We start from the raw sequence: 23,443 nt of genomic DNA, 5'->3' as shown, positions 1-23,443 counted from the left end.
CTCCCGATGCTGCGTTCGCTTGTCGCCACCGCGCTGTCCTATCGTCTGCTCGTCCTGATCCTTGCCGCCGCCACGGCCGGGCTCGGGGTCTGGGCTTTTGTCAACTTGCCGGTCGATGCCTATCCCAACATCGCGCAGACCCAGGTGAAGCTGATCCTCAAAGCCCCCGGCATGACGCCGGAGGAGGTCGAGAGCCGCGTCATCACGCCGATCGAGACGGAGATGCTCGGCATTCCCAACCAGGCGATCCTGCGCTCGAGCGCCAAATATGCCATCGCCGACATAACCATCGACTTTACCGACGGCACCGACATCTACTGGGCGCGCCAACAGGTCGCCGAACGGCTGGCGGGCGTGACGGGCGATCTGCCTGCTGCCGTGACCGGCGGTCTCGCGCCGATCTCGACGCCCCTGTCCGACGTCTACATGTTCACGATCGAAGGGCCGCTGTCTCTCCAGCAGAAACGCGAACTGCTCGACTGGACGATCCGCCCGGCGCTGCGCACAGTGCCCGGCGTCGCGGACGTGAACGCGCTGGGCGGCTATGTTCGTACCTTCGAGGTCCGGCCTGATCCGGTGGCGCTGGCGAGCGCGAAGCTCTCGATCTCCGATCTGCGCACCGCGATCGAAAGCGGCAATCGCAATGACGGCGCGGGGCGCCTGACCGATGGCGAGGAATCGCTGATCGTCCGAGCCGTGGGCGCGATCCGCAGCGTGGAGGATCTGCAAACGCTGGTCATCGCCAGCCGGGACGGCCGCATCGTCCGCCTGGGCGACGTCGCCACAGTCGGCACCGGCAGCCTCACCCGCTATGGGGCGGTGACGCGCGGCGGCAAGGCCGAGGCGGTGGAGGGCCTGGTGATCGCGCTGCGCGGCGCGGATGCGCGGGCGGTGGTCGATGGCGTGCGGACGCGGCTTGCCGGGCTTCAGCACAGCTTGCCCGCAGGCACGCAGATCCATGTCTTCTACGATCGCTCCGATCTGATCGGGCGCGCGGTCGGCACGGTCGAGGAGGCGCTGCTGGAAGCGACCGTGCTGGTCGTCGTGCTGCTGATCCTGTTCCTCGGCGACTGGCGTGCGGCCACGATCGTCGCGGCGACCCTGCCGATGGCCGCGCTCATCACCTTCCTGTTCATGCGCGGCATGGGGCTGTCCGCGAACCTCATGAGCCTCGGCGGGCTCGCCATCGCGATCGGGATGCTGGTCGACGGCGCGGTGGTGGTGGTCGAGAATGTCGTCGAGCGCCTGAGCCATGCCCAGGGCGAGGACACGCCCCGACTCAACCACGTATTCCGCGCAACCAGCGAGGTGATCGTGCCGGTGTCGGCGGGCATCGTCATCATCGCGCTCGTGTTCCTGCCCCTGCTTTCGCTGCAGGGGCTGGAGGGCAAGCTGTTCGCGCCCGTCGCGCTCACCATCGTCTTCGCGCTCGCGGGCTCCCTGCTGCTCGCCCTGACGCTGGTGCCGGTCCTTGCCTCCTTCAGCCTCAGGAGCGGCCATCATGGTGAGCCATGGATCATGCGGCAGATCGGCCCACGCTACCAGGCGCTGCTCGACGCGGCGTTCGCGCACAAGAAGCTGGTCTATGGTCTCTCCGCCACCGGGCTGGTGCTGGCGGGCCTCGCTTATGGCGCGGCCGGGAAGACCTTCATGCCGACGATGGACGAAGGCTCGGTGATCGTGCAGCTTACCAAGCTGCCCTCGATCAGCCTGGACCAATCGGTGGCCGGCGACATGGCGGTGCAGCGCGCGCTCCGCACCGTGCCGGAGGTGGAGGACGTGATCGCCCGCGTCGGCTCCGACGAGATCGGTCTCGATCCGATGGGACCGAACGAGACCGACAGCTTCGTCCAGTTGAAGCCGCGCTCGCAATGGCGCGGGGACAAGGATTTCGTCGTCGGGGAAATGCGCAAGGCGCTGGACGGCCTGCCCGGTATCCAATCGAGTTTCACCCAGCCGATCGAGATGCGCGTCTCGGAGATGCTCACCGGCGCGCGCGGCGATCTAGCGGTCAAGATTTTCGGGCCTGACACCGCAACGCTCGCCGAGCTCGCGGGTCGGATCCAGCATATCCTGTCCGGCATCCACGGCTCATCGGAGGTCCTGACGGTCGCCAACGACAATGTGGACTATCTCCAACTCGACATCGACCGCGCGGCAGCGGGGCGGTTCGGGATGCCGGTCGACCAGCTCCAGGACGCGCTGCGCGGACAGGTCGAGGGCGTGCGGTCCGGGGTCGTGGCCGAAGGTCAGAAACGCATTCCGATCGTCATTCGCGGTGACGACGGCATCCGGAGCGATCCGGCCCGTTTCGCCGACCTGCAATTGCGCACGCCCGATGGCACGCTGGCGCGTGTCAGCGACATGGCGCGGGTGGAGCGCACGCAGGGACCGGTGAAGCTCGATCACGAGAACGGCTCGCGCTTCGCGCTGGTGCAGGCCTTCGTCTCCGGCCGCGATCTGGTCGGCTATGTCGATGAGGCGAAGGCGCAGGTCACCGCCAAGGTACGGCTACCGGCAGGCTACAGCATCGTCTGGGGCGGTCAGTTCGAGAACCAGCAGCGCGCATCGGCCCGGCTGATGATGGTGGTGCCCGTAGCGCTGGTGTTGATCTTCCTCGTCCTGCTGGCGGCGCTGCGCTCATTGCGCGCCGCGCTGCTGATCCTCTCCAACATCCCCTTCGCGATGGTCGGCGGGCTGATCTCGCTGTGGCTGTCGGGCGAGTATCTCTCGGTCCCGGCGTCGGTGGGGTTCATCGCCCTGCTCGGCATCGCCGTGCTCAATGGGTTGGTGCTGGTGGCCTATTTCCGCCAGTTGCGCGCCGACGGGGTGGGTATGGCCGAGACCGTGCGCCTGGGCGCGCAGCGTCGGCTGCGACCGGTGCTGATGACTGCCGGCATCACGGCCTTCGGCCTCGTCCCCCTGCTGTTCGCCAGCGGGCCGGGGTCCGAGATCCAGCGGCCGCTCGCGATCGTGGTGATCGGCGGCCTCATTACCTCCACTTTGCTGACGCTGGTCCTGCTGCCGATCCTGTTCGAGCGCTTCGGGGAAAGCGCCGGGGAGGCCGCTAATGCCTGACCTGCTGTTCACCCTCCATTGCGCCACCCGCGATACCGAGCTTCTCGTGGACGCGATCCGCGCCGTCTCCCCCACGCCAATCCATGTCCGCGGGGAAGCTGTGCGAGGTCGCGATTTTGGCGATGCGGGAACCGCCGAGCGCGTGTCGGGCGAATTGAAGCGTTCGACGCTCGAACTGATCGTGAGCGCGGACGCGGTGCCCGACCTGCTCCGCACCGTAAAAGACGCGCGGCGCGATCTGCCGGTCCGGTGGCGCACGACGCCCCTGCTCGATCATGGAAGGATCGCCTGATGCGGATCGTACTCGCCGCTCTCGGCCTTCTGACGACCGCGCCTGCCCTGGCCCAGCATACCGATCTGCCGCCTGCCGACAAGGTCAACGAAGCGCTCGACAATCACCCCAGCGTCGCCGCCGCAATTGCGCGCGTCGAAGCCGCACGGGCACGCGGCGATATGCTGCGCAAAGGCCCCCACGAAGTGACGGTGAGCGGCAGCTACATTCGCCGAACCGTCGATCGCGAAGGCGGGTTCGACGAATTCGATACGACAATCAGCCGCCCATTCCGCCTGCCGGGCAAGGCCGCGCTCGACCGCGAAGCCGGTGCGCTCGGCATTGAGGTCGCGGAAAACCAGATGGAGGATGTCCGCCATCAAACCGCGCTGCTGCTGGCCGGCTATTGGCACGACTGGCTCACTGCGGGAAGCCATTATCGCAACGATCTCGACAGCGTCCGCGGGCTGGAGGAGGCAATCGCCGCCATAAAGCGGCGGGTCACGCTGCGAGACGCCGCCCAACTCGACCTCGACCAGGCGCAGGCGGCGCTGGCTCAGGCGCGCGCGCAGGCCGCATCGTCACTCTCGCTGCGCGAACAGGCGCGCGTGACCTTCGCAGCGTCCTTTCCGGAAATCCCGCTCCCCTCCGAACCACCAGAACTGGCCGACCCCATGCTGCCCGCCCAGGGGCTGGAAGCGATGCGCGACCTGGTAATCGAGCGCAGTCACGAGATCCGCGCCGCCGACAAGGAAGCGCAGCGTCTGAACGTGACTTCGCGTCGGGTGCGAGCGGATCGCATCGCAGACCCGAGCTTCGGCGTCCGCCTGTTCAGCGAGCGCGGCGGCGCGGAAGCCGGCGCGGGCGTGGTGGCTTTAATCCCGCTCGGCGGTGGCTATCGCAGAGCCGCAGCCGATCAGGCGTCAGCCGAGGCCAATGCCGCGCGCATGGAACTCGCGGCCGTGCAGCGCAGCATCGAGGCGACCGCCAATGCCGACCTTTCCAACGCGCACACCCGGCTCGATGCCTGGCGCAATGCCGACGCTTCGGCGCGCAGCGCCGGCGACGCCGCCGAAAGGACGGTGCGCGGTTACCAACTCGGGCAGATCGACCTCTCCGATATGCTCTATGCCCGCCGGCAGGCCAATGACGCGCGCCGAATGGAAATCGAGGCGCGCTCCGAAGCCGATCGTGCTCTGCTCAAGATCCAGATCGATTCCCACAGCATCTGGGCACCAGATGAAGCGGGGCACGACTAGCTAACATACGGCAAGCAAACATTCTCGACATGAAACGAGCCTGCACTTAGAGGATGCTGCGTGACCGAAGCTCGCAAATTCCTTGTCCGGCACCATTGGCTGTGCGCGCTCCTGCTAGGCGCTGCGCTGCTCGTGAAGGCGTTGGTGCCGGCGGGTTTCATGCCGGTCGTCTCGAATGGCGTGATCCTGGTCCAGCTGTGCTCGGGGCAAGGGCCTCAGAAGATCGCAATCAAGTTGCCGAGCAAAGGCGGCGAGCAGGACCATGACGAGCACAAGAAGGCGGAAGCGCCTTGCGCCTTTACCGGCCTGTCCTCGCCATCGCTCGCGGCCGTCGATGCGCTGCTCCTAGCCGTCGCCCTCGCCTTCATCCTCGCAACGGTTTTTCGGCGTCCAAACCGCCTAGTCCTCCGGCGCGGCACCTATCTGCGCCCGCCGGCGATCGGTCCTCCCACCACCTGATTCCTTCGACATTCCCCGTTGATGGGCGCCCCTCGCCGGGGCGCCGCATGTGAATCAGGATTCCGACATGACGATTATGCTTGATTCCGCGCATTGCGCGGCAACCACCATGCCTGCCTTCGCTCGCTCCACCAGCAAGCAACCAACTTTCAAGGTTCGCCTCGCCGGGAGCTTCGCTTTTCCCGCACTCGTCGCTGTGCTGGCGGGCGCCCCCATCTCGCGAGCCTTCGCCCAGGACGGGACGCCGCTGCCAGAGGTCGACGTTAGCTCGGCGAGCGAGGCGGGGTCGACGGTTTCGGGTGAGCGGCTTTCCCCCTCGCGCCTGCGCGACCTTCAGGTCGGCTCGAGCGATACCGCAGCGATCCTGCAAAGCGTACCCGGCGTCAGCGGCTATGGGGCCGGGGGCTTCTCGACCTTGCCGGTGATCCGGGGCCTTGAAGCGCAGCGCTTGACCGTGCTGGTCGACGGCGTGGCGATTGCCTCGGCCTGTCCGAACGATATGAATCCGCCCCTGTCCTACACCGATCCGCAAACCGTGAGCGCGATCGACGTCATTACCGGCGTTTCGCCAGTCAGCTATGGCGGCGACAGCATCGGCGGGATCATTCGCGTCGAGAGCGCTCCGCCCCGCTTTGCTAAGCAAGGGGAAACGCTGCTGACCGGCGAAACCTCGGCCTTCTATCGCAGCAATGGCGACGGGTTCGGCGGCGCCCTGTCAGTGACGGCCGCGAGCGACAAGGTCAGCCTGACTTACAATGGCTCCTACACTCAAGCCGACAATTTCAAGGGCGGCGGCTCGCTGGGCGTCGTGCGATCCAGCGAATATGCCAAGACCGACCACAGCCTCAATCTCGCAGCGCAAGTCAGCAACGGCCTGATCGAGCTGAAAGGCGGCTATCATTTCGCGCCCTATGAGGGTTTCCCGAACCAATATATGGACATGACGTCCAACAAGTCGTGGTTCCTGAACGGCCATTATGCCGGCGTCTTCGATTGGGGCAATCTCGATGTGCGGGCGAGCTGGCGCGACACCGACCACGTCATGAACTTCCTCGCCGACAAGGGCGGGACCGCGACCGGCGGGATGCCGATGAACACGGAGGTCCACAGCGCGAGCTATACCGTCCAGGCGGATATATTGCTCGGCGGCGGCACGCTGCGCCTGGGCAGCGAATTCCAGCATCAATGGCTCAACGACTATTGGCCGCCCGTTGTGGGCAATATGATGATGGGGCCGAATGCGTTCATCAACGTCAACGGGGCCAAGCGCGATCGGCTCGGCACCTTCCTCGAGTGGGAAACGCGCTGGGATAGCGGTTTCTCCCTCATCGCCGGCATCCGTAACGATCAGGTCTGGATGAACACCGGCAAGGTCGCGCCCTATGGCACCGGCATGATGCAGATGGCCGATGTCATGGCGGCAGCGGCGTTCAACAAGGCCGACCGCAAGCGCCACGACAGCAATTGGAGCGGCAGCCTGCTGGTCCGCTACGCGCTTTCGGACGGGGCGGATATCGAGATCGGCTATGCCCGCAAGGTTCGCTCGCCCAATATCTACGAGCGCTATAGCTGGGGCCGGGGCAGCATGGCGAGCCGCATGATCGGGTGGTTCGGCGACGGGAACGGCTATGTCGGCAACCTCGACCTTCGCCCCGAAAAGGCCGATACGCTGAGCGCCGCCCTGGCCATTTCCGGAGGCGGCAAGGATGGCTGGTCGTTCAAGATCGCGCCCTATTACACCCATGTCGACGAATATATCGACGCCTTTAAGCTGGCGGACTTCACCGACATGATGGGCAGTCCGACCGGGTTCGTTCAATTGCAGTTCGCCAACCAGAAGGCAGAGATCTACGGCATCGACATATCGGGCGCCGTGCCGCTATGGTCATCGTCGTCGGCCGGCACCGCGCGTCTGACCGCGCGCGCGAGCTGGCTGCACGGCCAGAATCTGACCGACCACGCACCGCTCTATCACCAGATGCCGTTCAATGCGGCGCTGAGCCTCGAGCATCGGATCGGCGGCCTCGAAACCCGGATTGACCTCGACATCGTGACGGAAAAGGATCGCGCCGATCCGACCCGCAACGAACCGCGGACGGGCAGCTACGCGCTGCTCAATGTCCAGCTCGCCTATCGCATCGACAAGGTTCGCCTGACGCTCGGCGCCGACAATCTGTTCGACAAGGCCTATTATGCTCCGCTTAGCGGCATGTCGCTCGGCGATCTGAAGGCGACCGGCGTGCGCCGCCCGGTTCCGGGCCGGGGGCGATCGGTCAACGCCGGGATCACGATTGCGTTTTGAGCGCCCATGCTCCCGAACTCGCACGACATGAACGAGGAGCCGAGGGCAGGCTATGGCCAGCCCTCGGCCTGGTCGCAGCGCCTGGGCGCGGGCCTTGCCGCCGCGTCATGCTGCCTGCTGGTGCTAGTGGCGCTCAATGCCAATCTATCGGGACGGCTGCGAATGACGCAGCCTGTGCAGGTGAGCCGCTTCCGGTTGTTTACCCCGTCGCCACCGTCACCACCGCCTTCAACGTTGTCGCGATCGCGGACAGACGAGGCCCGCCTATCGCCGGAGCGGCGCCCTGCGCACCCGCCCGAGCTGGCTACGACGGGAGAAAGAGGCGGACCAGCTTCGTCGCCTATACCCGCTGCTCCAGCAATCGCCTCTCCGTTCGCTGTCGCGCCGGTAAGCAGACCGCCCGCGCCGGAACCCGAGGTCGCGCCGCCGCAAGCCCAGGATGATAAGAAACAGTCCGCGCTTGCGGCCTATCAGCGCCAGCTCTGGGCGCGAATAGCCGCGCGCAAGCCCGCGGGGATCCACCTCGACGGGGTCGCAACGGTCCGCTTCATCGTCGGGGCTGACGGCGCGCTGATTGCCGTCGAGCTGGCCGGCAGCAGCGGGAATGCCGCGCTCGATCGCCTGGCGCTCCGCACGGTGCGCAATGCTGCTCCTTTTCCAACACCGCCTATGGGCGTGGAAAGCGAGCAGTTGGTCTTTACGATACCATTCAGCTTTCATTGAGGCCGCATGGCGGACGAGGATGGCTCGATCGTCAATAGGGCGACGCGCACACGTTCCAGAAACAAAACACGGTGATCGTCGCGAGCCTTGATGGCAGCCTGCGCCTCATCGACAAGAGCCTGTCCGGCACGTTGCCCATGCGTCTCGATCAGTGCGAGCGCCGCCGCTATTTCCTCGGAATTGGCAGCGTCACCATCGGATGAACCTTTCCCCGGAAGCCGAAGCGATAGCTTCTTGCGCGCCATATTATCACCCTTTTCTTGAATGCTCTCAGGCCCGTGCGCTCACCAGCCAGGCCTTCGCCCCCATATGAACGCCATTCTCATCGCAATGGCGCTCGAACAGCTCGACAAGATGCTGGTGAATGGCCTTGCGTACCTCTGCCCCGTTCTGTCGAACAAGATCGCCGATCTGCATCCCCTCAAGCACGAAGCGAGCGGCGCTCTCGGGATCACTGCCGGGGCCGCCCACGCGCTGCTCACCTGTCCAGGCATCGAATCTGACCTCGCAGAAACCCGCGCTTTGGAGAAGGTCGATCACATAGTCCTGCTCGCCGAGCGCGAATGGTCCCGGCGCGCGCGACTGCGGCGTCGGCAGGTCCATATGCTCCTTGATGATGCCCATGACACTAAGCTGCCACGGATTGTCAGCGATGGACGCCCAGACAGCGATGTCGAGCCGCCCGCCATCGCGCAACATCCGGCGCAGATTGGCGAAAGCGGGATAAGGCTCAGCGAAGAACATCGAACCGAAGCGCGAGAACAGCCGATCGAACGGCGCTTCCTCCAGCATCGTCGTCGCGGCATCGCCCTGCTCGAAGCGGATATTGGCAAGGCCCGCGCGCTGTGCCCGTTCCCTGGCCATCCCCACCAGATCGGGTGAGATGTCGAGGCCGAGCGCAAATCCGGTGTTGCCGACGGCCGTGGCGATCTGCCGCGTGGTCCAGCCACCGCCGCATCCGACATCGACCACCGTTTCGCCGGCGTTGTATGCGGCCTGGGCAAGCAACGCCCTGCCGATCGGCTCGATCATGCTTTCGAAGCGGTCGAGCTGGGCGAGCCAACGCATGCCCGCCTGGCCGGCCCAATCGTGCGCGGCCAAACCTTCCCTGTTCTCGCCAGCATCGTTCATCGATGTACTCCCATCGTCGTTTCAAGAATCAGCCCAGGATCGCGGCGGTACTTTGCCACAGCATGTAGGCGGCAACCGCAAAGATCAGCAGTGCGAATATCGTATTGAGCGCCCCCTTGTGCGCCGACAGCCGCCGAGAGAGCGCCGCGCCCACAAGGCCGCCGATGACGCCGCCGGCGATGAACGCCGCAGCAAGCCCCCAATCAACCAAGCCGGAAAGGGCATAGTTGAGCGCGGCCGTCAGACCAAAAGCGGTGACGGCGACCAGCGACGATCCGACGGCGTTGCGCATCGGCATCCCGGTCGAAGCCATCAGTCCCGGCACGATCAGGAAGCCCCCGCCGATGCCGAAGAACCCGGAAAAGAGACCAGTGGCGGCCCCATAACCGATCACCTTGGGCGCATTCTCGCGCCGGCATTGGACATCGGGATTGCCGGGATCGCCCCGGCTTTTTAGCATCAGCCCGCCAACCAGGACCATCAGCAGAGCGAACAGGAACAGCAGCTTCTGTCCATCGAACGCTTTACCGAGTGTCGATCCGGCATAGGCGCCGGCGACACCAGCAGCGGCGAACATGCCGGCGCAACGCCATTTGATCGTCCGCTGGCGCGCGTGGGGAACGAGATTGGCCCCGGCATTGGCGGCGACCGCCAGCGCGCTGGTGCCGATCGCGACATGCGGCGAGGCGACGCCGACCAGATAGACCATGAGCGGGACGGCGAGGATTGAGCCCCCACCGCCCACCAGCCCCAGCGTGAATCCGACGAGCGAGCCCGATCCGGCACCAAGCAGATATTGGATGGATTCGAGTGCCATGGCCTTACAGCGCGTTTATCGGCAGCTTGAGGTAGCGCATGCCATTGTCTTCCGGCTCGGGCAGGTGGCCGCCGCGCATGTTGACCTGGATGGACGGCAGAATGAGGCGCGGCATCCCGAGCGTCGCATCGCGCGCCTCGCGCATGGCGACGAACTGGTCCTCGCTCACCCCGTCGCGAACATGGACATTATGCTCTCGCTCCTCGCCGACCGACGTTTCCCAGGCATAGGTGTCGCGCCCGGGGGCCTTGTAGTCGTGGCAAAGATGAAGGCCGGTCTGATCGGGGAGCGACAGCAGGCGGCGGATCGACCGATAAAGCGTGCGCGCATCGCCGCCCGGGAAGTCGGCGCGGGCCGTGCCGTAGTCGGGCATGAACAGCGTGTCGCCGATGAACGCCGCATCGCCGATCACATAGGTCATGTCGGCGGGCGTATGGCCCGGCACATGCAGCGCGATCGCCTCGATCGAGCCGACCCTGAAACGGTCGCCGTCATCGAACAGCCGGTCGAACTGCGAGCCGTCGCGAGCAAAGCGCGTTCCCTCGTTGAAGATCTTGCCGAAGACCTCCTGCACGGTGAGAATATGGCGACCGATCGCCAGCGTGCCGCCCAGCTTCTCCTGAAGATAGGGCGCGGCCGACAGATGGTCGGCATGGGCGTGCGTCTCCAGCAGCCATTCGACCTCGAGCCCTTCGCTCCGGATATAGTCGATCACCTTGTCGGCCGACGCGAAGGAGGTGCGCCCCGAAGCCGGATCGAAATCGAGCACGCTATCGATGATCGCGGCCTTGGCCGTGGCGGGATCTGAGATGACGTGGGTCACGGTAAACGTGTCCTCGTCGAAGAAGCTGCGGATGACGGCGGGCCGCGCATTGCTCGCGGCCTCGACGATGCGGGTGGCTTCACGGATTTGCGGGTCGGCCATGGCCTTGTCCTTTCCTGTCTGGCCCGGCGTACCGGCTTCGCACTTGGGACGCGAAGCCGGCCCAGCTGCCTCAGAGGGTCTTCTTGCTGAAATACCAATCGGTGTAGTCGTAGCCTTCGTCCTTGCGGGCCCTGGCGGCTTCGGCCGTCGCGGGCGGCGGCACGATCACCGGCTCGCCGGGCTGCCAGTTTTCAGGCGTCGCCACCTTGTTGGCGTCGGACGTCTGGAGCGCGGTGAGCAGGCGGACGAATTCATCGACCGAGCGGCCGTTCGACATCGGATAATAGACCATCGCGCGGACAATGCCTTCGGGGTCGATGATGAAGGTGGCGCGAACGGCCGAGGTGTCCGAGGCACCGGGATGGATCATGCCGAAGGCCTTGGCGACGTTCATCGACAGATCGTCGATAATCGGGAACGGGATCTCGACGCCGAACTTCTCCTCGATGCTGCGCATCCAGGCGATGTGCGAATGCACCGAGTCGATGGAGAGGCCCAGCAACTCGCAGTTGAGCGCCTTGAAGCGGTCGGCGGCCTTGGCGAAGCCCATGAATTCGGTCGTGCAGACCGGCGTGAAGTCGGCGGGGTGGGAAAAGAGAACGAGCCACTTGCCCTTGTAATCGTCGAGCGAGCGTTCGCCGTGGGTCGTCTTGGCCTTGAAGGGAGGCGCCGGTTCGTTGATCCGCGGCATGGAGGGAGTGACCTGGTCTGTCATTTTATCGTCTCCTATGACTGAGTGAGTGACAGACATTGAATACACATTTCTATTAATCGTGATAACACGATAAATCTAATTCCTTTGATCGGATTTTTCAATCACTTCTGCAATCGGCCGAATTAGGCCGGATTCGCAGCGCACGGGACCAGAGGCGCGAACACGTCAAAGCATCGTTTATGCTAAGTATGGGGTCATCACACCCCGAATCAGGCGGTGACGAGCGCCTGCCTTGTCCAGGCGACGAGTCGCGCACGGTCCATCGCCCCGGCCTGTCGGGCGACCTCGCGGCCACCCCTGAACAGGATCAGCGTCGGAATCGACTGAATGCGGTAGCGCCCGGCAATACCCTGCTCAGCTTCGGTATCGACCTTCAGGAGCCGGACATGCGGCTCCAGCTCCGCAGCGGCCGCCTTGAACGCCGGCGCCATGGCGCGGCAAGGTCCGCACCAACTCGCCCAGAAATCGACGAGAACCGGCAGGCTTCCGCGACCTACATGCCGATCGAATGCCGCCTGGTCGACATCGACCGGCTGTCCCTGGAAAAGCGGCATTCCGCATTTCCCGCAAATTGGCGCCGCGCCGATCTTCGCTGCAGGAACGCGGTTGATGCTCGCGCAAACCGGGCAGGCTACCAGCGGGACATCGGACATGCGCTTCTCTCCTGTGGAACGCCAATACCGCTTAATCGTTTACCCGCATGATGTAACCGTGTAAGGGAGAGGGTTCAAGACTTGCCTCTCTGCAGGAGTGAGAAAGTTGAACTCGAACGCAGACGACAATGCCGTGTGCTCCCCTATCCAGATCGGCGATCCCGCGCCTGATTTCCGCGCCCGCACGACGATGGGCGACATGACCCTGTCCGGCCATCGCGGCCGCTGGGTACTGCTGTTCTCTCATCCCGCCGATTTTACGCCGGTTTGCACCAGTGAATTCGTCGCCCTCTCGCGCGCCAGCGATCGGTTCAAGGCGCTCGGCTGCGACCTGGTCGCGGTGTCGGTCGACAGCCTCTATTCCCATCTCGGATGGATCAGGGCGATCCGCGAGCATTTCGGCGTGACCATCGCTTTCCCGATCGTCGAAGATCCCTCGATGGTGATCGGCCGCGCCTATGGAATGCTCGCGGACAACGCCCCCGACGCGGCCACGCTGCGCTCGACCTTCTTCATCGACCCCGAAGGCATTGTCCGCGCCAAGCTCTGCTATCCAGCCACCATCGGGCGATCGGTGGAGGAGCTGCTTCGAGTCCTGACCGCGCTGCAACGGGTCGACAACGACAACATAGTGACCCCCGAAGGCTGGCATCCCGGCGATGACGTGCTTCTTCCGCCCTATCAGGACCAGCACGGTGCGCTCGATGCGGCGGGCGATGGCTGCTGGTTCCACCGCACGCAGCCCGACAAGCATGGGAAGACAGGCAAGTGATGACTTTCACCGATACGCAGCTTGAAGAGGCTGCCAGCGTCCTCAAGGCGATCGCCCATGACGTCCGCCTGAAGCTCCTGCGGACGCTCCTCGAACATGGCGAGAAGTCTGTAGGCGAACTCGAAGCCCTCACCGGCATCGGTCAACCGGGCCTGTCCCAACAACTCGCAATTTTGCGCAAGGCGGAACTGGTTCAGACGCGCCGCGATGCGAAACTCGTTTTCTATAGCATCGTATCGGCCAATATGGAGGGAACAGCGAAATTGCTATGCGCTCTAGCGGGAACTCCGATAAATAGAGGAGACACTGCCGCGAAAACAAAGCGACCTTTTCCCCAGGGATCGGTCGCTACCTTCGCCAAGATTTTGTGACGATATTGTCCTGGACGATGTCTTCCAAGAAAGTTCTGAACATCATCGCTGCAACGTTAGAGAGCATTTCGAGGCTTGTGGAATACCATAACTGCAAGCATTCGCCGTAAGCGCCTCGCCTGATCCGCTCCAGCGCCCGGCTCATGGGAGCAATTTCGCGGTCAAGAAGCGAGGTCTGGCCTTCGAGGGCGGCATCGTCCTCCATTTTCCCTGCTTGAGCTCAACCAGTTCGCGGACGTCGCCCACGTCCTTGCAAGAACTCCATGGAATCAATCTCAGCGCCACTATCGATCCGGGCTTCACCGATCAAATTCGGAACCATACGTAAGGACAGACGAAGATCGGCGAGTTTACAGATGATTGGCCTGCGACCCGCGCATAACCAGCCTATTGGACCGCCGGCGAGAGAATGAGAGGACCGATGAGTAGCGTACCCACCATAACCTTCCACGGCGCTGCCGGCACAGTCACTGGTTCCTGCATGGAACTACGCCATGGCGGAAAGACGATCCTCATAGATTGCGGCTTGTTCCAGGGATCCCGGACGCTGGAAACACTCAATCGCGACCCCTTCGCGTTCGACGTGCGCAAGATCGACGCCGTTGTCCTGACGCACGCGCATATCGACCATAGCGGCCTGCTGCCCAGGCTCACGGCGGAAGGGTATCGCGGGCCGATCTTCGCGACACCGCAAACCCGCGACCTTCTGTATTACATGCTGCCCGACGCCGGACGAATTCAGGAGGGCGATGCGGAGCGCCGCAATCGACGGCAGGATCGCCGGGACGAGGAGCCGATCGAACCGATCTATACCGAAGCGGATTCCAAAGCGGCCTATGAACAGGTCGAGACAGTAGCGCTGCACGACTGGTTCGCACCTGCCGCCGGTTTTCGGGCGCGCTTGTGGAATGCGGGCCATATCCTGGGTTCCACATCCGTGGAGATCGAGGTCGGTGGCGTGCACTTGCTCTTCTCCGGCGACCTGGGTCCAGACCACAAGGCCTTTCATGCCGATCCCGAGGGTCCGGCAGGACTCGATCATGTGTTCTGCGAGAGCACCTATGGCGACCGCGTCCGCGAGGACGTGACGATCGAGCAGCGCCGGACTTTGCTGGAAGCCGAGATCAATGCAGCGCTTACGCGCGGCGGCAACCTCGTCATTCCCGTTTTCGCGCTCGAACGCACCCAGGAATTGCTCCTCGATATCGCGACCCTGATCAACACCGGACGCCTGGCGCATCCGCAGGTGTTCATCGATTCGCCACTTGCGACCCGCGCGACAGAGGTGTTCGCCAAACATGCCGGGGAACTCGAAGACATGGGCTCGGGTGAAATCTTCCGTCACCCCTCGTTCCACTACACTGCCAGCACGATGGAATCGATGCGGCTCAACGACATGTCCGGAGCCATCATCATGGCGGCATCCGGCATGTGCGAAGCGGGACGCATCCGTCACCATCTGCGGTACAATCTCGGCCGCCGTGAATCGACGATCCTGTTCGTCGGTTTCCAGGCCGCAGGCACCCTTGGCCGGACAATCCTCGATGGCGCGAACCGCGTGCGCATCTGGGGGCAGGACGTCGCGGTGCGCGCGCAGATCCGGCGGATCGACACTTATTCGGCGCATGCCGACCAGAAGGATCTGCAGCGCTGGATAAGGGCGCGGAAGCCGATCGATGGCAGCCTGTTCCTGGGACACGGCGAAGAGGGCTCGATCGAGACGTTCCGCCGCCTGATGCAGGCGGACGATGCCGCGGCATCGATTGTCACGCCGAAGATCGGGGAAACCTATTCACTGCCGTCACGCGCCCCGTCCAAGCGCCTGAAGACCGGAAAGCCGGAACTACAGGAGGCTGTCGGCCGCGATTGGCAGAATGACTATGCGGATTTTTCGACCCATCTGAAAAAAGAACTGCAGAATATCGAGAGCGCGTCGGGCCGGCGCGAGGCACTCGCCCGCATGGCCGAGATTCTGCATTCCTATCAGGCCTATCGCGAGCATCGTAAGAGCCGATCGAGCTGATCGGCGAAAACAAAGTGACCAGCCCCAGACATAAACGGGTGCGGCCACCCGCGAATTCGCTATATATCATAGTTTCATCAAAGGAGTAATTATGTCGAATACCCCCCACACCCTGAGCGAGGAATTCCCCGGTCAGATGGACAAGATTCACGCCTTGAAGGCTTCGGACTCTCGCTTCGCGCAGCTTCTTCTCGATTATGATGTCGTGAATGACGAAATCCACGTGGCTGAAACCAATATCGAACCGACCTCGCAAGATCACGAGACCGAACTTCGCAAGCGCCGCCTCGCGATCAAGGATCAGATCGCCGAAGCCCTGTCGCAGGCCGCCTGATCTGCCCAAGGGCCGGATGCCGCGCGTTCGGCCCTTACGACAATAGCCGGCCATGGCTCTGCGTCGCCACAAATTCACGGCCAGCAACGAAAGCGCGCATCCCCGCTCAGGAATGGACCTGAACCAGCTTCGAACCAGTCACGAGCTGCCCGCTCATCGCTCCTAGCGAAACACCATGAGCGCGGCGATACCGGCAGCAGATGCCAGAACTGATGCGAAGAGTGGGCCGGACGCCTTCCAGCCTTGCTTTGATGGCCCTGCCAGTACCAGCGTGAGTACAGCCTTCCACATCGTGTTGGCGAGCACGGGCACCGCAAGCACCAGTCCGGCCGTGTCGGGTTTCAGCATATCCTCAGGCAGCCCCGCGAGCGTGAGTACGGCTGCGTCCACATCCCACATGCCCGTAAGGCCAAGCACAACGACAATGCCCTGATCGCCGAACCGCGCGAGCGCCCAACGTGCCGGGACAGCAATCAACGCAACCGCGCCCGCCAGCAGAAGCGCCGGCCCGAAATCCAGCGGATTGCCCAGCTTCACCTCGCTGGCGCCATCACCATCCACCTTGGAGCGTAGCGCCAGAAGGGTTGTCAGACCGCCGACGACGAAAGCCGGAACCATTGCAAGCGCGAGCGATGTGCTGGCGTAGGGGATGAGGGTAAAAGAGAGTATCTGGACGCGCGCGAACATCACGAGCGAGGCGAGCGCAATACCAGCAATCAAGGGGCCTTGCGGACCATCATTGGCGCGCAAACGCCGGGCATAGGCAACAGTGACCGCCGTGGACGATACCAATGCCCCGAACAAAGCGGTTATCATGACCCCCTTGTCCGCGCCGAGCCGACGACTGGCGACATAGCCGGCGAAGGAGAGTCCGAGCACGACGACGACGACCATCCAGATTTGCCGCGGGTTCCAGGCCTCAAAGGGGCCGTAGCTCGCATCCGGCAGCAGCGGCAGGATGACCAACGCGACGATCGCGAACGTGGCGATCGATTCGACCTCCTTGTGGCTCATCCCTTTGAGCATGGCGTGGGATTGCTGCCTGAGCGTCAGGATCAAGGTGGTTACCGCCGCGACGGCCAGCGTCTCGCTCACCAGGCCCTGCCCGGCCATATATCCCAAGGCGAAGGTGATAATGCCGACCAACGTATTGGTGATGGACAGGCTGGCCGTGCGGGCTTGTTCGCTGCGATATCCAAGAACCAGGCTGGCAGTGACCGCCAGCCCGATTACCGCCGCAAGGCTTTCGGGCATATGGCTGGCAAGGCCGCCGGCAAGACCGAGCAGGCCAAAGGTGCGCAAACCGCTGACCCGGCTGCCATCCGCTGCCTCGCGCTGCCGCCAGCCTCGCTCGATACCGATCAGCACGCCTACCGCGAGCGCCGCAGCAAGCGAACGAAGCAGTTCCATATCAAGCGATATCAAATGATCACTCCACGGCAAGGTAATCGATCGGGAACGGTAGTATGAACGCGGCAGATAGGCTCCTCCTTATGCGCGACGTGGATTGAATGGATTTGATTACGCGCGCCAAATCGATCCGCCCCCAGGCCAGCTACAGATATCCCTATATTAGCGGCGATCCTTCAAGTTGATTGTTCGACCCTTGCCGACGAGACTCAAGAAAATCGGTCGATGACTCACCACCACGACTCCGGTCCCTGTCTCGCGAAGCCACGCGTCGAGGTGGCCCGCAAGCCGCGCCTCCGTCGCCATGTCCAACCCCTCGCTCGGCTCGTCGAGCAGCAGCCACGGCCTGCCGGCAAGCAAGGCGCGGGCGATCGACAACCGCTTGCGCTGGCCGCCCGACAACCGCGCTCCGCCGTCGCCGACCCATTGGTCAAGCCCATGCGGCATCGCGCGAATATCGACAGCGAGGCAGGCGACTTCCAGCGCCGCCCAAAGCCGTTCGTCGCTGAGGCCGGGGCGCGCCACACGCAAATTGTCGCGGATGGTTCCCGACAGGAGCTGGGCATCCTGGGGCGAGAGCGCGAATGCCGCTCGCACGTCCTCGGACGGCAGGGAAGCAAGAAGCTGGTCATCAAGAGCAATGCCGCAATGCTCGCCAGCGGGCCGAATACCAGCGAGCGTTTCCAGAAGGCTGGTCTTGCCGCTGCCGGATTTGCCTGAAATCCCCAAGCGCTCGCCCGCCATGATCCGGATATTCATGCCGTCCCGGTCAAAGGCAATGGTCCGCGCGGGCGCCATGGATGCCGTCGCCTTTCGGACAGGCGCAGACGGTTGACCCGCCATGCCCTCCAATCGCGAGAGGGCGGCCGCGACCAGCGCGCCGCGCGACACCCCGCGCACATAGCCGGAAAGCGCTTCGATCGCGCCCGCCGCCGCCAGCACGGCAAGGACCGTCACCGGCAGGGAGGCATGGGAGAAGATCAGCATCGCGCCCATGGCGATGCCCCCACCCAACACGAGGCCCGCATCGATGATCGCTTCGCCGCGCGCGAACCGAGGTCGCGCGCTGTCCAACTCGGCCGTCTCGACCGCGAGGCTTCGCCCGATCGCCGGAGCGAGATCGTAGGCAAGGATTTCGGGCGAAGCGGCGGCATAGTCCACCATGCTCGCCTTGAGCCGCGCCAGCGCCTCCGCCATATCGGTCGCGGCGCTCGCCAGCAGGCGGGGGGTCGCCAGATGCGCCCAGAGGACAAGACCGGCAAGCAACGCCAGCAAGGCAAGGCTCGTCCAGGGGCTGGCCAGCCACGCAAGGGCAAGGCCGATGGCAGCGCCGGCGAACGCGGCGGGCAATGCCGGCTTACGGACCAGATTGTCCTCCAGCGCGCCGATGTCCTGCACGAGCCGCGTCACGGCATCGCCCGCCGATACGGCCCGCACGTCGCGCACCGACAGGATGCGGTCGAACAGGCGCGCGCGAACCGCGGCGAGCGCCATCAAGGCCGCGCGGTGGCCATAGAGCCGTTCGCCGTAACGCGCCGTCGTCCTTACGATCGCGAGCAGCCTGATCATCGCGCTCGGCACCAGGTAGTTGAAACCCTGCGCGGCCAACACGCCGCCCAGCCCGGCCAGTGCCGCGCCGGTGATGAACCATCCAGACAGGCCCAGCAGCAGGACCGCGGCGATTGTCGCAGCGGAGGCAAGCAAGCCCGCGATTCGGAAGGCGCGGCGTTCGGGGCCGATAGCTTCAGCGAGCAGCAGGTCCATATCCGCGCGGCTCATGAAAGCACCATTTCTTTGGTGGCGATCGCGGCCAGCTCGGCGCTGTGCGTCACTATCAGGACCGTGCGGCCCTTTGCGGCGGACGCCAGTATCCCGGCGATGTCGGCCGCCGATCCCGCGTCGAGATCCGCGGTCGGTTCGTCGAGCAGCCAGAGCGGCGCGTCCTTGAGCAACACGCGCGCGATGCCGACGCGCCGGCGTTCCCCACCGGACAGGCCCGACCCGCGATGATCGAGCGGCAAGGCCAATCCCTGTCCGCGCGCTTCGATCATCGGCCCAAGGCCTGCCAGATGGGCCACGGCTTCGACTGCCGCATCGTCGGCATCGGGACGCGCAAGACGGATATTGTCGGCCAGCGTGCCCGGGACGAACGCAACCGTCTGGCCCGCCCAGCCGACATGGCCGGGAAGCGCAACCTCGGCCGCATCCCGGCCGTCAACCAGAATCCGTCCCCCACCAATGGGGGCCAGCCCCAGCAGCGCATGGAGCAGGCTCGATTTGCCGACCCCGGTGCTTCCGCGCAGGGCAAGGCTGGTGCCCGCCGGGATATCCAGCGTGAAGGGACCGATGGCCGTCTCGCCATAGTCGATCACCACGCCGTCAAAGCGCAGCGCTGGCGGCCCTTCGATCGCGGGTTTCGGCGCGGGCGGAGAAGCGGGCGCGAGCGCTTCAAGGCGTTCCACCGCAGCCTCCCCGACCTGCTTGTCGTGATAGGCGGCGGCAAGGCGGCGCATGGGAAGATAGAATTCCGGCGCGAGGACAAGAACAAACAGGGCTTGGCCCAGGGTCAGCTTTTCGGGAGCCGGAAAGGGCAGGATGCCGAGCAGGTTGAAGCCGCAATAGAGCGCGACCAGCGCCACCGACAGCGCCGCGAAGAACTCGATGATCGCGCTCGACACGAAGGCGACCTTGAGCACATCGATCGTGCGCGCGGCGACCTCGCGGGTAGCGTCGGCAAGGTGGCGGCCGATACGGTCCTGCGCGGCGAAGGCGACGATCACCGGGAGCGCGCGCACCCGGTCGACGAACAGGCCCGACAGGCGACTCAGCGCATCGAGCTGGCGCGCGGCGGCCCGCGCGGCCGCCGTTCCTGCGAGCGCCATGCCCATGGCAAAGGGAATCAGCGTCGCGAGCATGATCACGCCGGCGACCCAGCTCCCAAATACGGCAGCAATCGCGATTATGAGCGGGGACAGGACCGCGGCGCGGCGCAGCGGCAGGAAGCGGGCATGGAAGCCGCCCAGGTCCTCGATCCGGTCGACGGCATCGGCGACCGCCTCGCCCAGCATCCGGCGATCCCCCGGCGCGGCGACGAGAATGCCTGGATACACCCGCTGGCGCCAGTTCGTCTTGACGCGCATAGCAGCCGCTTCGCCGGCGTTGGTCGCACCGATCTGCATCCCGGCGCGAAGCAGGGCGGCGGCTATCAGTCCGCCCGCGGCAAGCGCAAGATGGCCCTGCCCCGCCCCTTGCTCCATTGATGCCACGGCTCCGGCCAGCGCCGCCGCCATGAGGATCGCCGCGCCGCTGTCGCCGATCCAGAAAAGGGCCGCAGCCTGTCTATCTAACGGGTTGCTCATATACTCAATTACGAGTAACGAATAATCATAATCTTTTCAACCGACTCAGGACACCCATGGAAGCCGGGCCGGAACGCAAGGAGTCTTGCCATGGACATGGCTGTGATCGAGCTTTCACGCCTCCAATTCGCCCTGACGGCTCTCTACCATTTCCTGTTCGTCCCCCTGACGCTCGGCCTCTCCTTCATCCTCGTCATCATGGAGAGCATCTATGTGATGACGGGCCGTGAGATCTGGCGCACCGTCACGCGCTTCTGGGGCAAGCTGTTCGGTATCAACTTCGTGCTGGGCGTCGCTACCGGCATTACCATGGAATTCCAGTTCGGCACCAACTGGTCCTACTATTCGCATTATGTCGGCGACATCTTCGGCGCGCCGCTCGCCATCGAAGGGCTGATGGCCTTCTTCCTCGAAGCGACGTTCGTGGGCCTCATGTTCTTCGGATGGGACAAGCTGTCCAGGGTCGGGCATCTGCTCACCACCTTCATGGTGGCTCTCGGCTCGAACCTATCGGCGCTGTGGATCCTCGTCGCCAATGGCTGGATGCAGAATCCGGTGGGATCGCGCTTCAATCCCGAAACGATGCGGATGGAAGTCTCCGACTTCATGGCGGTGCTGTTCAATCCGGTCGCGCAGGCGAAGTTCGTCCATACGGTGAGCGCGGGCTATGTCTGCGCCTCCGTTTTCGTGCTGGGCGTCTCGGCCTGGTATCTGCTCAAGGGCAAGTGGGTCGCGGTCGCGCGGCGCAGCTTCACGGTCGCCGCCGCCTTCGGCCTTGCCTCGTCGCTGTCGGTCGTCGTGCTCGGCGACGAAAGCGGCTACGCGCTGACCGATAACCAGAAGATGAAGCTCGCCGCGCTCGAGGCCATGTGGCACACTGAGCCCGCGCCCGCGGGCATTGCCGTTGTCGGCTTTCCCAGCGTCGCCGACCGCGAGACCTATTTCGAGGTCAAGATCCCCTATGTGCTCGGTCTCATCTCCACGCGCAGCCTGACGGGCGAAGTCTCCGGCATCTTCGAACTGGTCGCCAGGGCGCAGGACCGCATCGAGAACGGCATCAAGGCCTATGATGCGGTGGAAAAGCTGAAGGTGGACCAGAAGGACATGGTCGCGCGCGAGGCATTCGAGGAAGCCAAGGCCGATCTTGGCTATGCCCTGCTGCTGAAACGCTTCGTCGCCGATCCGCGGCAAGCCACGCCCCAGGACATCGAAAAGGCCGCATGGTCGACCGTGCCCAATGTCCCGGTGATGTTCTGGGTGTTCCGGGTGATGGCCGGCCTCGGCTTCTTCTTCATCGCCTTCTTCGGCGCCGCCTTCTGGATGGCTTCGATCCGCAAGCTGAACTGCGACAGCCGCTTCTGCCGCACCTTCCTGCGCGCGGCGGTCTGGGTCATCCCGCTGCCGTGGATCGCCATCGAATTTGGCTGGATCCTGGCCGAGATCGGCCGCCAGCCCTGGGCGATCGATGGCGTTCTGCCGACGTTCCTTGCCGCCTCGAGCCTGACCGTCGCGCAGCTCTGGACGACGATCATCGGGTTCACGGTGATCTATGGCGCGCTCGCCGTCATCGAAGTGCGGCTGATGCTGGCGGCAATCCGCAAGGGACCGGACCAGCATCGGCCTCCGGCGCCATCCCCCGAAACCCACAGCGGCTACGCGCCCATCCCTGCCGAATAAGGAGAACAGGTCATGGCACCTCCCATCGACTATGAAACGCTCCGGCTGATCTGGTGGCTGCTGATGGGCGTCCTCCTGATCGGCTTCACTCTCACCGACGGCTTCGACCTCGGCACCGCCGCGCTGCTGCCCTTCGTCGCGAAGACCGACGCCGAACGGCGTCTCGTCATCAACTCGATCGGCGCGACCTGGGAAGGCAACCAGGTCTGGTTCATCCTCGGCGGCGGCGCGATCTTCGCGGCCTGGCCGTTCGTCTATGCGGTCAGCTTCTCGGGCTTCTATCTGGCCATGTTCCTCGTCCTCGCCGCGCTCATCCTGCGGCCCGTGGGCTTCAAATACCGCTCGAAGAAGCCCGATGCCACATGGCGCTCGCGCTGGGATTGGGCGCTGTTCGTCGGCGGGTTCGTGCCTGCGCTGGTGTTCGGCGTCGCGGTCGGCAATGTCCTGACCGGCATCCCCTTCCGGCTCGATAGCGATCTGCGCTCCTTCTACGAGGGCAGCCTGCTCGGCCTGTTCCATCCGTTCTCGCTGGTCGCCGGGCTGCTCTCGGTCGCCATGATCGTGCTGCACGGCGCGAGCTGGCTTGCGATCAAGATCGAACGCGGCGTCGTGCATGACCGCGCGCGCGCCTTCGGCAAGGTCGCGGCGGTCGCGTCGATCCTGCTGTTCGCGCTGGGCGGGGTCATGGTCGCGAAAATGGGCATGGGCTTCCGCCTGACCCATGCGGCCGATCCGCTCGGCCCGTCCAATCCGCTGCTGTCGGGAACGGTCGCGGCGCCGGGGGCCTGGCTCAACAATTATGGCGCCCATCCCTGGATGCTGATCGCCCCGATCCTCGGCTTCGCGGGGCCGCTGCTGGCGTGGATCGGCATCCGCAAGGGCCGCGAGGTTCTGGCCTTTGGCGGCTCATCGATCGGCGCGATCGGCATCATCGCGACCGTGGGCCTCTCGATGTTCCCGTTCATCCTGCCCAGTTCGATCGACCCGGCCTCGAGCCTGACGGTCTGGAACGCCTCGTCCAGCCATGTGACTTTGTTCATCATGCTGGCCGTGACGGTGATCTTCCTGCCGATCATCCTGCTCTACACCGCCTGGGTCTACAAGGTCCTGTTCGGCCGCATCACGCTGCGCGATGTCGACACCAACCCCGACTATTACTGAAAG

General features: G+C 64.5%; 22 protein-coding genes. 12 read left to right on the top strand and 10 right to left on the bottom strand.

The annotated features are described in order from the left end of the window. The first annotated feature begins 6 nt into the window (after positions 1 to 6). From SGRAN_RS03195 to SGRAN_RS21485, 6 genes are all read left to right on the top strand, one after another. A complete protein-coding gene (locus SGRAN_RS03195) occupies positions 7 to 3,078 on the top strand; it encodes an efflux RND transporter permease subunit (protein ID WP_030538175.1) in 3,072 nt (1,023 codons plus the stop codon). Further along, the gene (locus tag SGRAN_RS03190) at positions 3,071 to 3,370 is read left to right on the top strand and encodes a DUF3240 family protein (protein ID WP_021246260.1); all 300 of its coding nucleotides are present in this window, start codon (positions 3,071 to 3,073) and stop codon (positions 3,368 to 3,370) included. The genes SGRAN_RS03195 and SGRAN_RS03190 overlap by 8 nt, the downstream gene beginning before the upstream one ends. Beyond that, positions 3,370 to 4,608 (top strand): TolC family protein, encoded by a 1,239-nt coding sequence (locus SGRAN_RS03185; protein WP_067180526.1) that lies wholly within the window; start codon positions 3,370 to 3,372, stop codon positions 4,606 to 4,608. Before SGRAN_RS03190 ends, SGRAN_RS03185 begins: the two co-directional genes overlap by 1 nt. 60 nt (positions 4,609 to 4,668) lie before the next feature. After that, positions 4,669 to 5,067, top strand: a complete 399-nt coding sequence (locus SGRAN_RS03180) for a DUF2946 family protein (protein WP_231746293.1) — start codon at positions 4,669 to 4,671, stop codon at positions 5,065 to 5,067. A gap of 109 nt (positions 5,068 to 5,176) precedes the next feature. Beyond that, positions 5,177 to 7,369: a TonB-dependent receptor gene (locus SGRAN_RS03175; protein ID WP_119035245.1), complete on the top strand. Its 2,193-nt coding sequence runs from the start codon at positions 5,177 to 5,179 to the stop codon at positions 7,367 to 7,369. Positions 7,370 to 7,375: 6 nt separating this feature from the next. After that, positions 7,376 to 8,092: an energy transducer TonB family protein gene (locus tag SGRAN_RS21485; RefSeq protein ID WP_021690801.1), complete on the top strand. Its 717-nt coding sequence runs from the start codon at positions 7,376 to 7,378 to the stop codon at positions 8,090 to 8,092. On the opposite strand, the gene SGRAN_RS21480 is transcribed toward SGRAN_RS21485, so the two are convergent. The 6 genes from SGRAN_RS21480 to trxC form a co-directional block, all read right to left on the bottom strand. Further along, positions 8,086 to 8,337 (bottom strand): hypothetical protein, encoded by a 252-nt coding sequence (locus tag SGRAN_RS21480; RefSeq protein ID WP_030538178.1) that lies wholly within the window; start codon positions 8,335 to 8,337, stop codon positions 8,086 to 8,088. The genes SGRAN_RS21485 and SGRAN_RS21480 overlap by 7 nt on opposite strands. A 25-nt stretch (positions 8,338 to 8,362) precedes the next feature. Further along, the gene (locus SGRAN_RS03170; protein WP_030091407.1) at positions 8,363 to 9,223 is read right to left on the bottom strand and encodes a class I SAM-dependent methyltransferase; all 861 of its coding nucleotides are present in this window, start codon (positions 9,221 to 9,223) and stop codon (positions 8,363 to 8,365) included. A 28-nt stretch (positions 9,224 to 9,251) separates the two neighbouring features. Beyond that, on the bottom strand, positions 9,252 to 10,040 hold the full coding sequence (locus SGRAN_RS03165; protein WP_030091406.1) for a sulfite exporter TauE/SafE family protein: 789 nt from the start codon (positions 10,038 to 10,040) through the stop codon (positions 9,252 to 9,254). Positions 10,041 to 10,044: 4 nt separating this feature from the next. Next, on the bottom strand, positions 10,045 to 10,965 hold the full coding sequence (locus SGRAN_RS03160; RefSeq protein ID WP_021246252.1) for an MBL fold metallo-hydrolase: 921 nt from the start codon (positions 10,963 to 10,965) through the stop codon (positions 10,045 to 10,047). A gap of 70 nt (positions 10,966 to 11,035) precedes the next feature. After that, positions 11,036 to 11,680: a peroxiredoxin gene (locus tag SGRAN_RS03155; protein ID WP_030091405.1), complete on the bottom strand. Its 645-nt coding sequence runs from the start codon at positions 11,678 to 11,680 to the stop codon at positions 11,036 to 11,038. Between the two features lie 209 nt (positions 11,681 to 11,889). Then, positions 11,890 to 12,333: a thioredoxin TrxC gene (gene trxC, locus SGRAN_RS03150; RefSeq protein WP_021246250.1), complete on the bottom strand. Its 444-nt coding sequence runs from the start codon at positions 12,331 to 12,333 to the stop codon at positions 11,890 to 11,892. Positions 12,334 to 12,439: 106 nt separating this feature from the next. Between trxC and SGRAN_RS03145 the strand changes: the two genes are divergently transcribed. After that, entirely contained in the window at positions 12,440 to 13,105 is a 666-nt protein-coding gene (locus SGRAN_RS03145; protein WP_030091404.1) for a peroxiredoxin, read from the top strand. Further along, entirely contained in the window at positions 13,102 to 13,476 is a 375-nt protein-coding gene (locus SGRAN_RS03140; protein WP_030091403.1) for an ArsR/SmtB family transcription factor, read from the top strand. The genes SGRAN_RS03145 and SGRAN_RS03140 overlap by 4 nt, the downstream gene beginning before the upstream one ends. Here the strand turns inward: SGRAN_RS03140 and SGRAN_RS22770 are convergent. Then, positions 13,454 to 13,681, bottom strand: a complete 228-nt coding sequence (locus SGRAN_RS22770; RefSeq protein ID WP_030091402.1) for a hypothetical protein — start codon at positions 13,679 to 13,681, stop codon at positions 13,454 to 13,456. The genes SGRAN_RS03140 and SGRAN_RS22770 overlap by 23 nt on opposite strands. A gap of 216 nt (positions 13,682 to 13,897) precedes the next feature. On the opposite strand from SGRAN_RS22770, the gene SGRAN_RS03130 reads away from it, so the two are divergent. Then, positions 13,898 to 15,499 (top strand): MBL fold metallo-hydrolase, encoded by a 1,602-nt coding sequence (locus SGRAN_RS03130; RefSeq protein ID WP_030091401.1) that lies wholly within the window; start codon positions 13,898 to 13,900, stop codon positions 15,497 to 15,499. 91 nt (positions 15,500 to 15,590) lie between these two features. Next, the gene (locus SGRAN_RS03125; RefSeq protein WP_030091400.1) at positions 15,591 to 15,833 is read left to right on the top strand and encodes a YdcH family protein; all 243 of its coding nucleotides are present in this window, start codon (positions 15,591 to 15,593) and stop codon (positions 15,831 to 15,833) included. A 162-nt stretch (positions 15,834 to 15,995) separates the two neighbouring features. Here the strand turns inward: SGRAN_RS03125 and SGRAN_RS03120 are convergent, their stop codons facing one another. From SGRAN_RS03120 to cydD, 3 genes are all read right to left on the bottom strand, one after another. After that, positions 15,996 to 17,258, bottom strand: coding sequence for an MgtC/SapB family protein (locus SGRAN_RS03120; protein WP_210766563.1), 1,263 nt, complete (start codon positions 17,256 to 17,258; stop codon positions 15,996 to 15,998). A gap of 147 nt (positions 17,259 to 17,405) precedes the next feature. Next, entirely contained in the window at positions 17,406 to 19,022 is a 1,617-nt protein-coding gene (locus tag SGRAN_RS03115; protein WP_030091399.1) for an amino acid ABC transporter ATP-binding/permease protein, read from the bottom strand. Further along, entirely contained in the window at positions 19,019 to 20,602 is a 1,584-nt protein-coding gene (cydD, locus tag SGRAN_RS03110) for a thiol reductant ABC exporter subunit CydD (RefSeq protein ID WP_030091398.1), read from the bottom strand. The genes SGRAN_RS03115 and cydD overlap by 4 nt, the downstream gene beginning before the upstream one ends. A gap of 90 nt (positions 20,603 to 20,692) precedes the next feature. Between cydD and SGRAN_RS03105 the strand changes: the two genes are divergently transcribed. Then, entirely contained in the window at positions 20,693 to 22,279 is a 1,587-nt protein-coding gene (locus tag SGRAN_RS03105; protein WP_030091397.1) for a cytochrome ubiquinol oxidase subunit I, read from the top strand. A 12-nt stretch (positions 22,280 to 22,291) separates the two neighbouring features. Next, the gene (gene cydB / locus SGRAN_RS03100; protein ID WP_030091396.1) at positions 22,292 to 23,440 is read left to right on the top strand and encodes a cytochrome d ubiquinol oxidase subunit II; all 1,149 of its coding nucleotides are present in this window, start codon (positions 22,292 to 22,294) and stop codon (positions 23,438 to 23,440) included. Positions 23,441 to 23,443 lie beyond the last annotated feature (3 nt).

It is taken from the genome of Sphingopyxis granuli (genome assembly GCF_001559015.1).
Classification (GTDB): Bacteria; Pseudomonadota; Alphaproteobacteria; order Sphingomonadales; family Sphingomonadaceae; genus Sphingopyxis; species Sphingopyxis granuli.
The sequence above is the reverse complement of the archived record's forward strand: the minus strand, read 5'-3'. Positions and strand labels throughout refer to the sequence as shown.

What these genes read in the sequence shown, in the direction of transcription:
- SGRAN_RS03195 (WP_030538175.1), top strand. Translation starts at nt 7, where the DNA reads ATGCTGCGTTCGCTTGTCGCCACCGCGCTGTCCTATCGTCTGCTCGTC.
- SGRAN_RS03190 (WP_021246260.1), top strand. Translation starts at nt 3,071, where the DNA reads ATGCCTGACCTGCTGTTCACCCTCCATTGCGCCACCCGCGATACCGAG.
- SGRAN_RS03185 (WP_067180526.1), top strand. Translation starts at nt 3,370, where the DNA reads ATGCGGATCGTACTCGCCGCTCTCGGCCTTCTGACGACCGCGCCTGCC.
- SGRAN_RS03175 (WP_119035245.1), top strand. Translation starts at nt 5,177, where the DNA reads ATGCCTGCCTTCGCTCGCTCCACCAGCAAGCAACCAACTTTCAAGGTT.
- SGRAN_RS21485 (WP_021690801.1), top strand. Translation starts at nt 7,376, where the DNA reads ATGCTCCCGAACTCGCACGACATGAACGAGGAGCCGAGGGCAGGCTAT.
- SGRAN_RS21480 (WP_030538178.1), bottom strand. Translation starts at nt 8,337, where the DNA reads ATGGCGCGCAAGAAGCTATCGCTTCGGCTTCCGGGGAAAGGTTCATCC.
- SGRAN_RS03170 (WP_030091407.1), bottom strand. Translation starts at nt 9,223, where the DNA reads ATGAACGATGCTGGCGAGAACAGGGAAGGTTTGGCCGCGCACGATTGG.
- SGRAN_RS03165 (WP_030091406.1), bottom strand. Translation starts at nt 10,040, where the DNA reads ATGGCACTCGAATCCATCCAATATCTGCTTGGTGCCGGATCGGGCTCG.
- SGRAN_RS03160 (WP_021246252.1), bottom strand. Translation starts at nt 10,965, where the DNA reads ATGGCCGACCCGCAAATCCGTGAAGCCACCCGCATCGTCGAGGCCGCG.
- SGRAN_RS03155 (WP_030091405.1), bottom strand. Translation starts at nt 11,680, where the DNA reads ATGACAGACCAGGTCACTCCCTCCATGCCGCGGATCAACGAACCGGCG.
- trxC (WP_021246250.1), bottom strand. Translation starts at nt 12,333, where the DNA reads ATGTCCGATGTCCCGCTGGTAGCCTGCCCGGTTTGCGCGAGCATCAAC.
- SGRAN_RS22770 (WP_030091402.1), bottom strand. Translation starts at nt 13,681, where the DNA reads ATGGAGGACGATGCCGCCCTCGAAGGCCAGACCTCGCTTCTTGACCGC.
- SGRAN_RS03130 (WP_030091401.1), top strand. Translation starts at nt 13,898, where the DNA reads ATGAGTAGCGTACCCACCATAACCTTCCACGGCGCTGCCGGCACAGTC.
- SGRAN_RS03125 (WP_030091400.1), top strand. Translation starts at nt 15,591, where the DNA reads ATGTCGAATACCCCCCACACCCTGAGCGAGGAATTCCCCGGTCAGATG.
- SGRAN_RS03115 (WP_030091399.1), bottom strand. Translation starts at nt 19,022, where the DNA reads ATGAGCCGCGCGGATATGGACCTGCTGCTCGCTGAAGCTATCGGCCCC.
- cydD (WP_030091398.1), bottom strand. Translation starts at nt 20,602, where the DNA reads ATGAGCAACCCGTTAGATAGACAGGCTGCGGCCCTTTTCTGGATCGGC.
- SGRAN_RS03105 (WP_030091397.1), top strand. Translation starts at nt 20,693, where the DNA reads ATGGACATGGCTGTGATCGAGCTTTCACGCCTCCAATTCGCCCTGACG.
- cydB (WP_030091396.1), top strand. Translation starts at nt 22,292, where the DNA reads ATGGCACCTCCCATCGACTATGAAACGCTCCGGCTGATCTGGTGGCTG.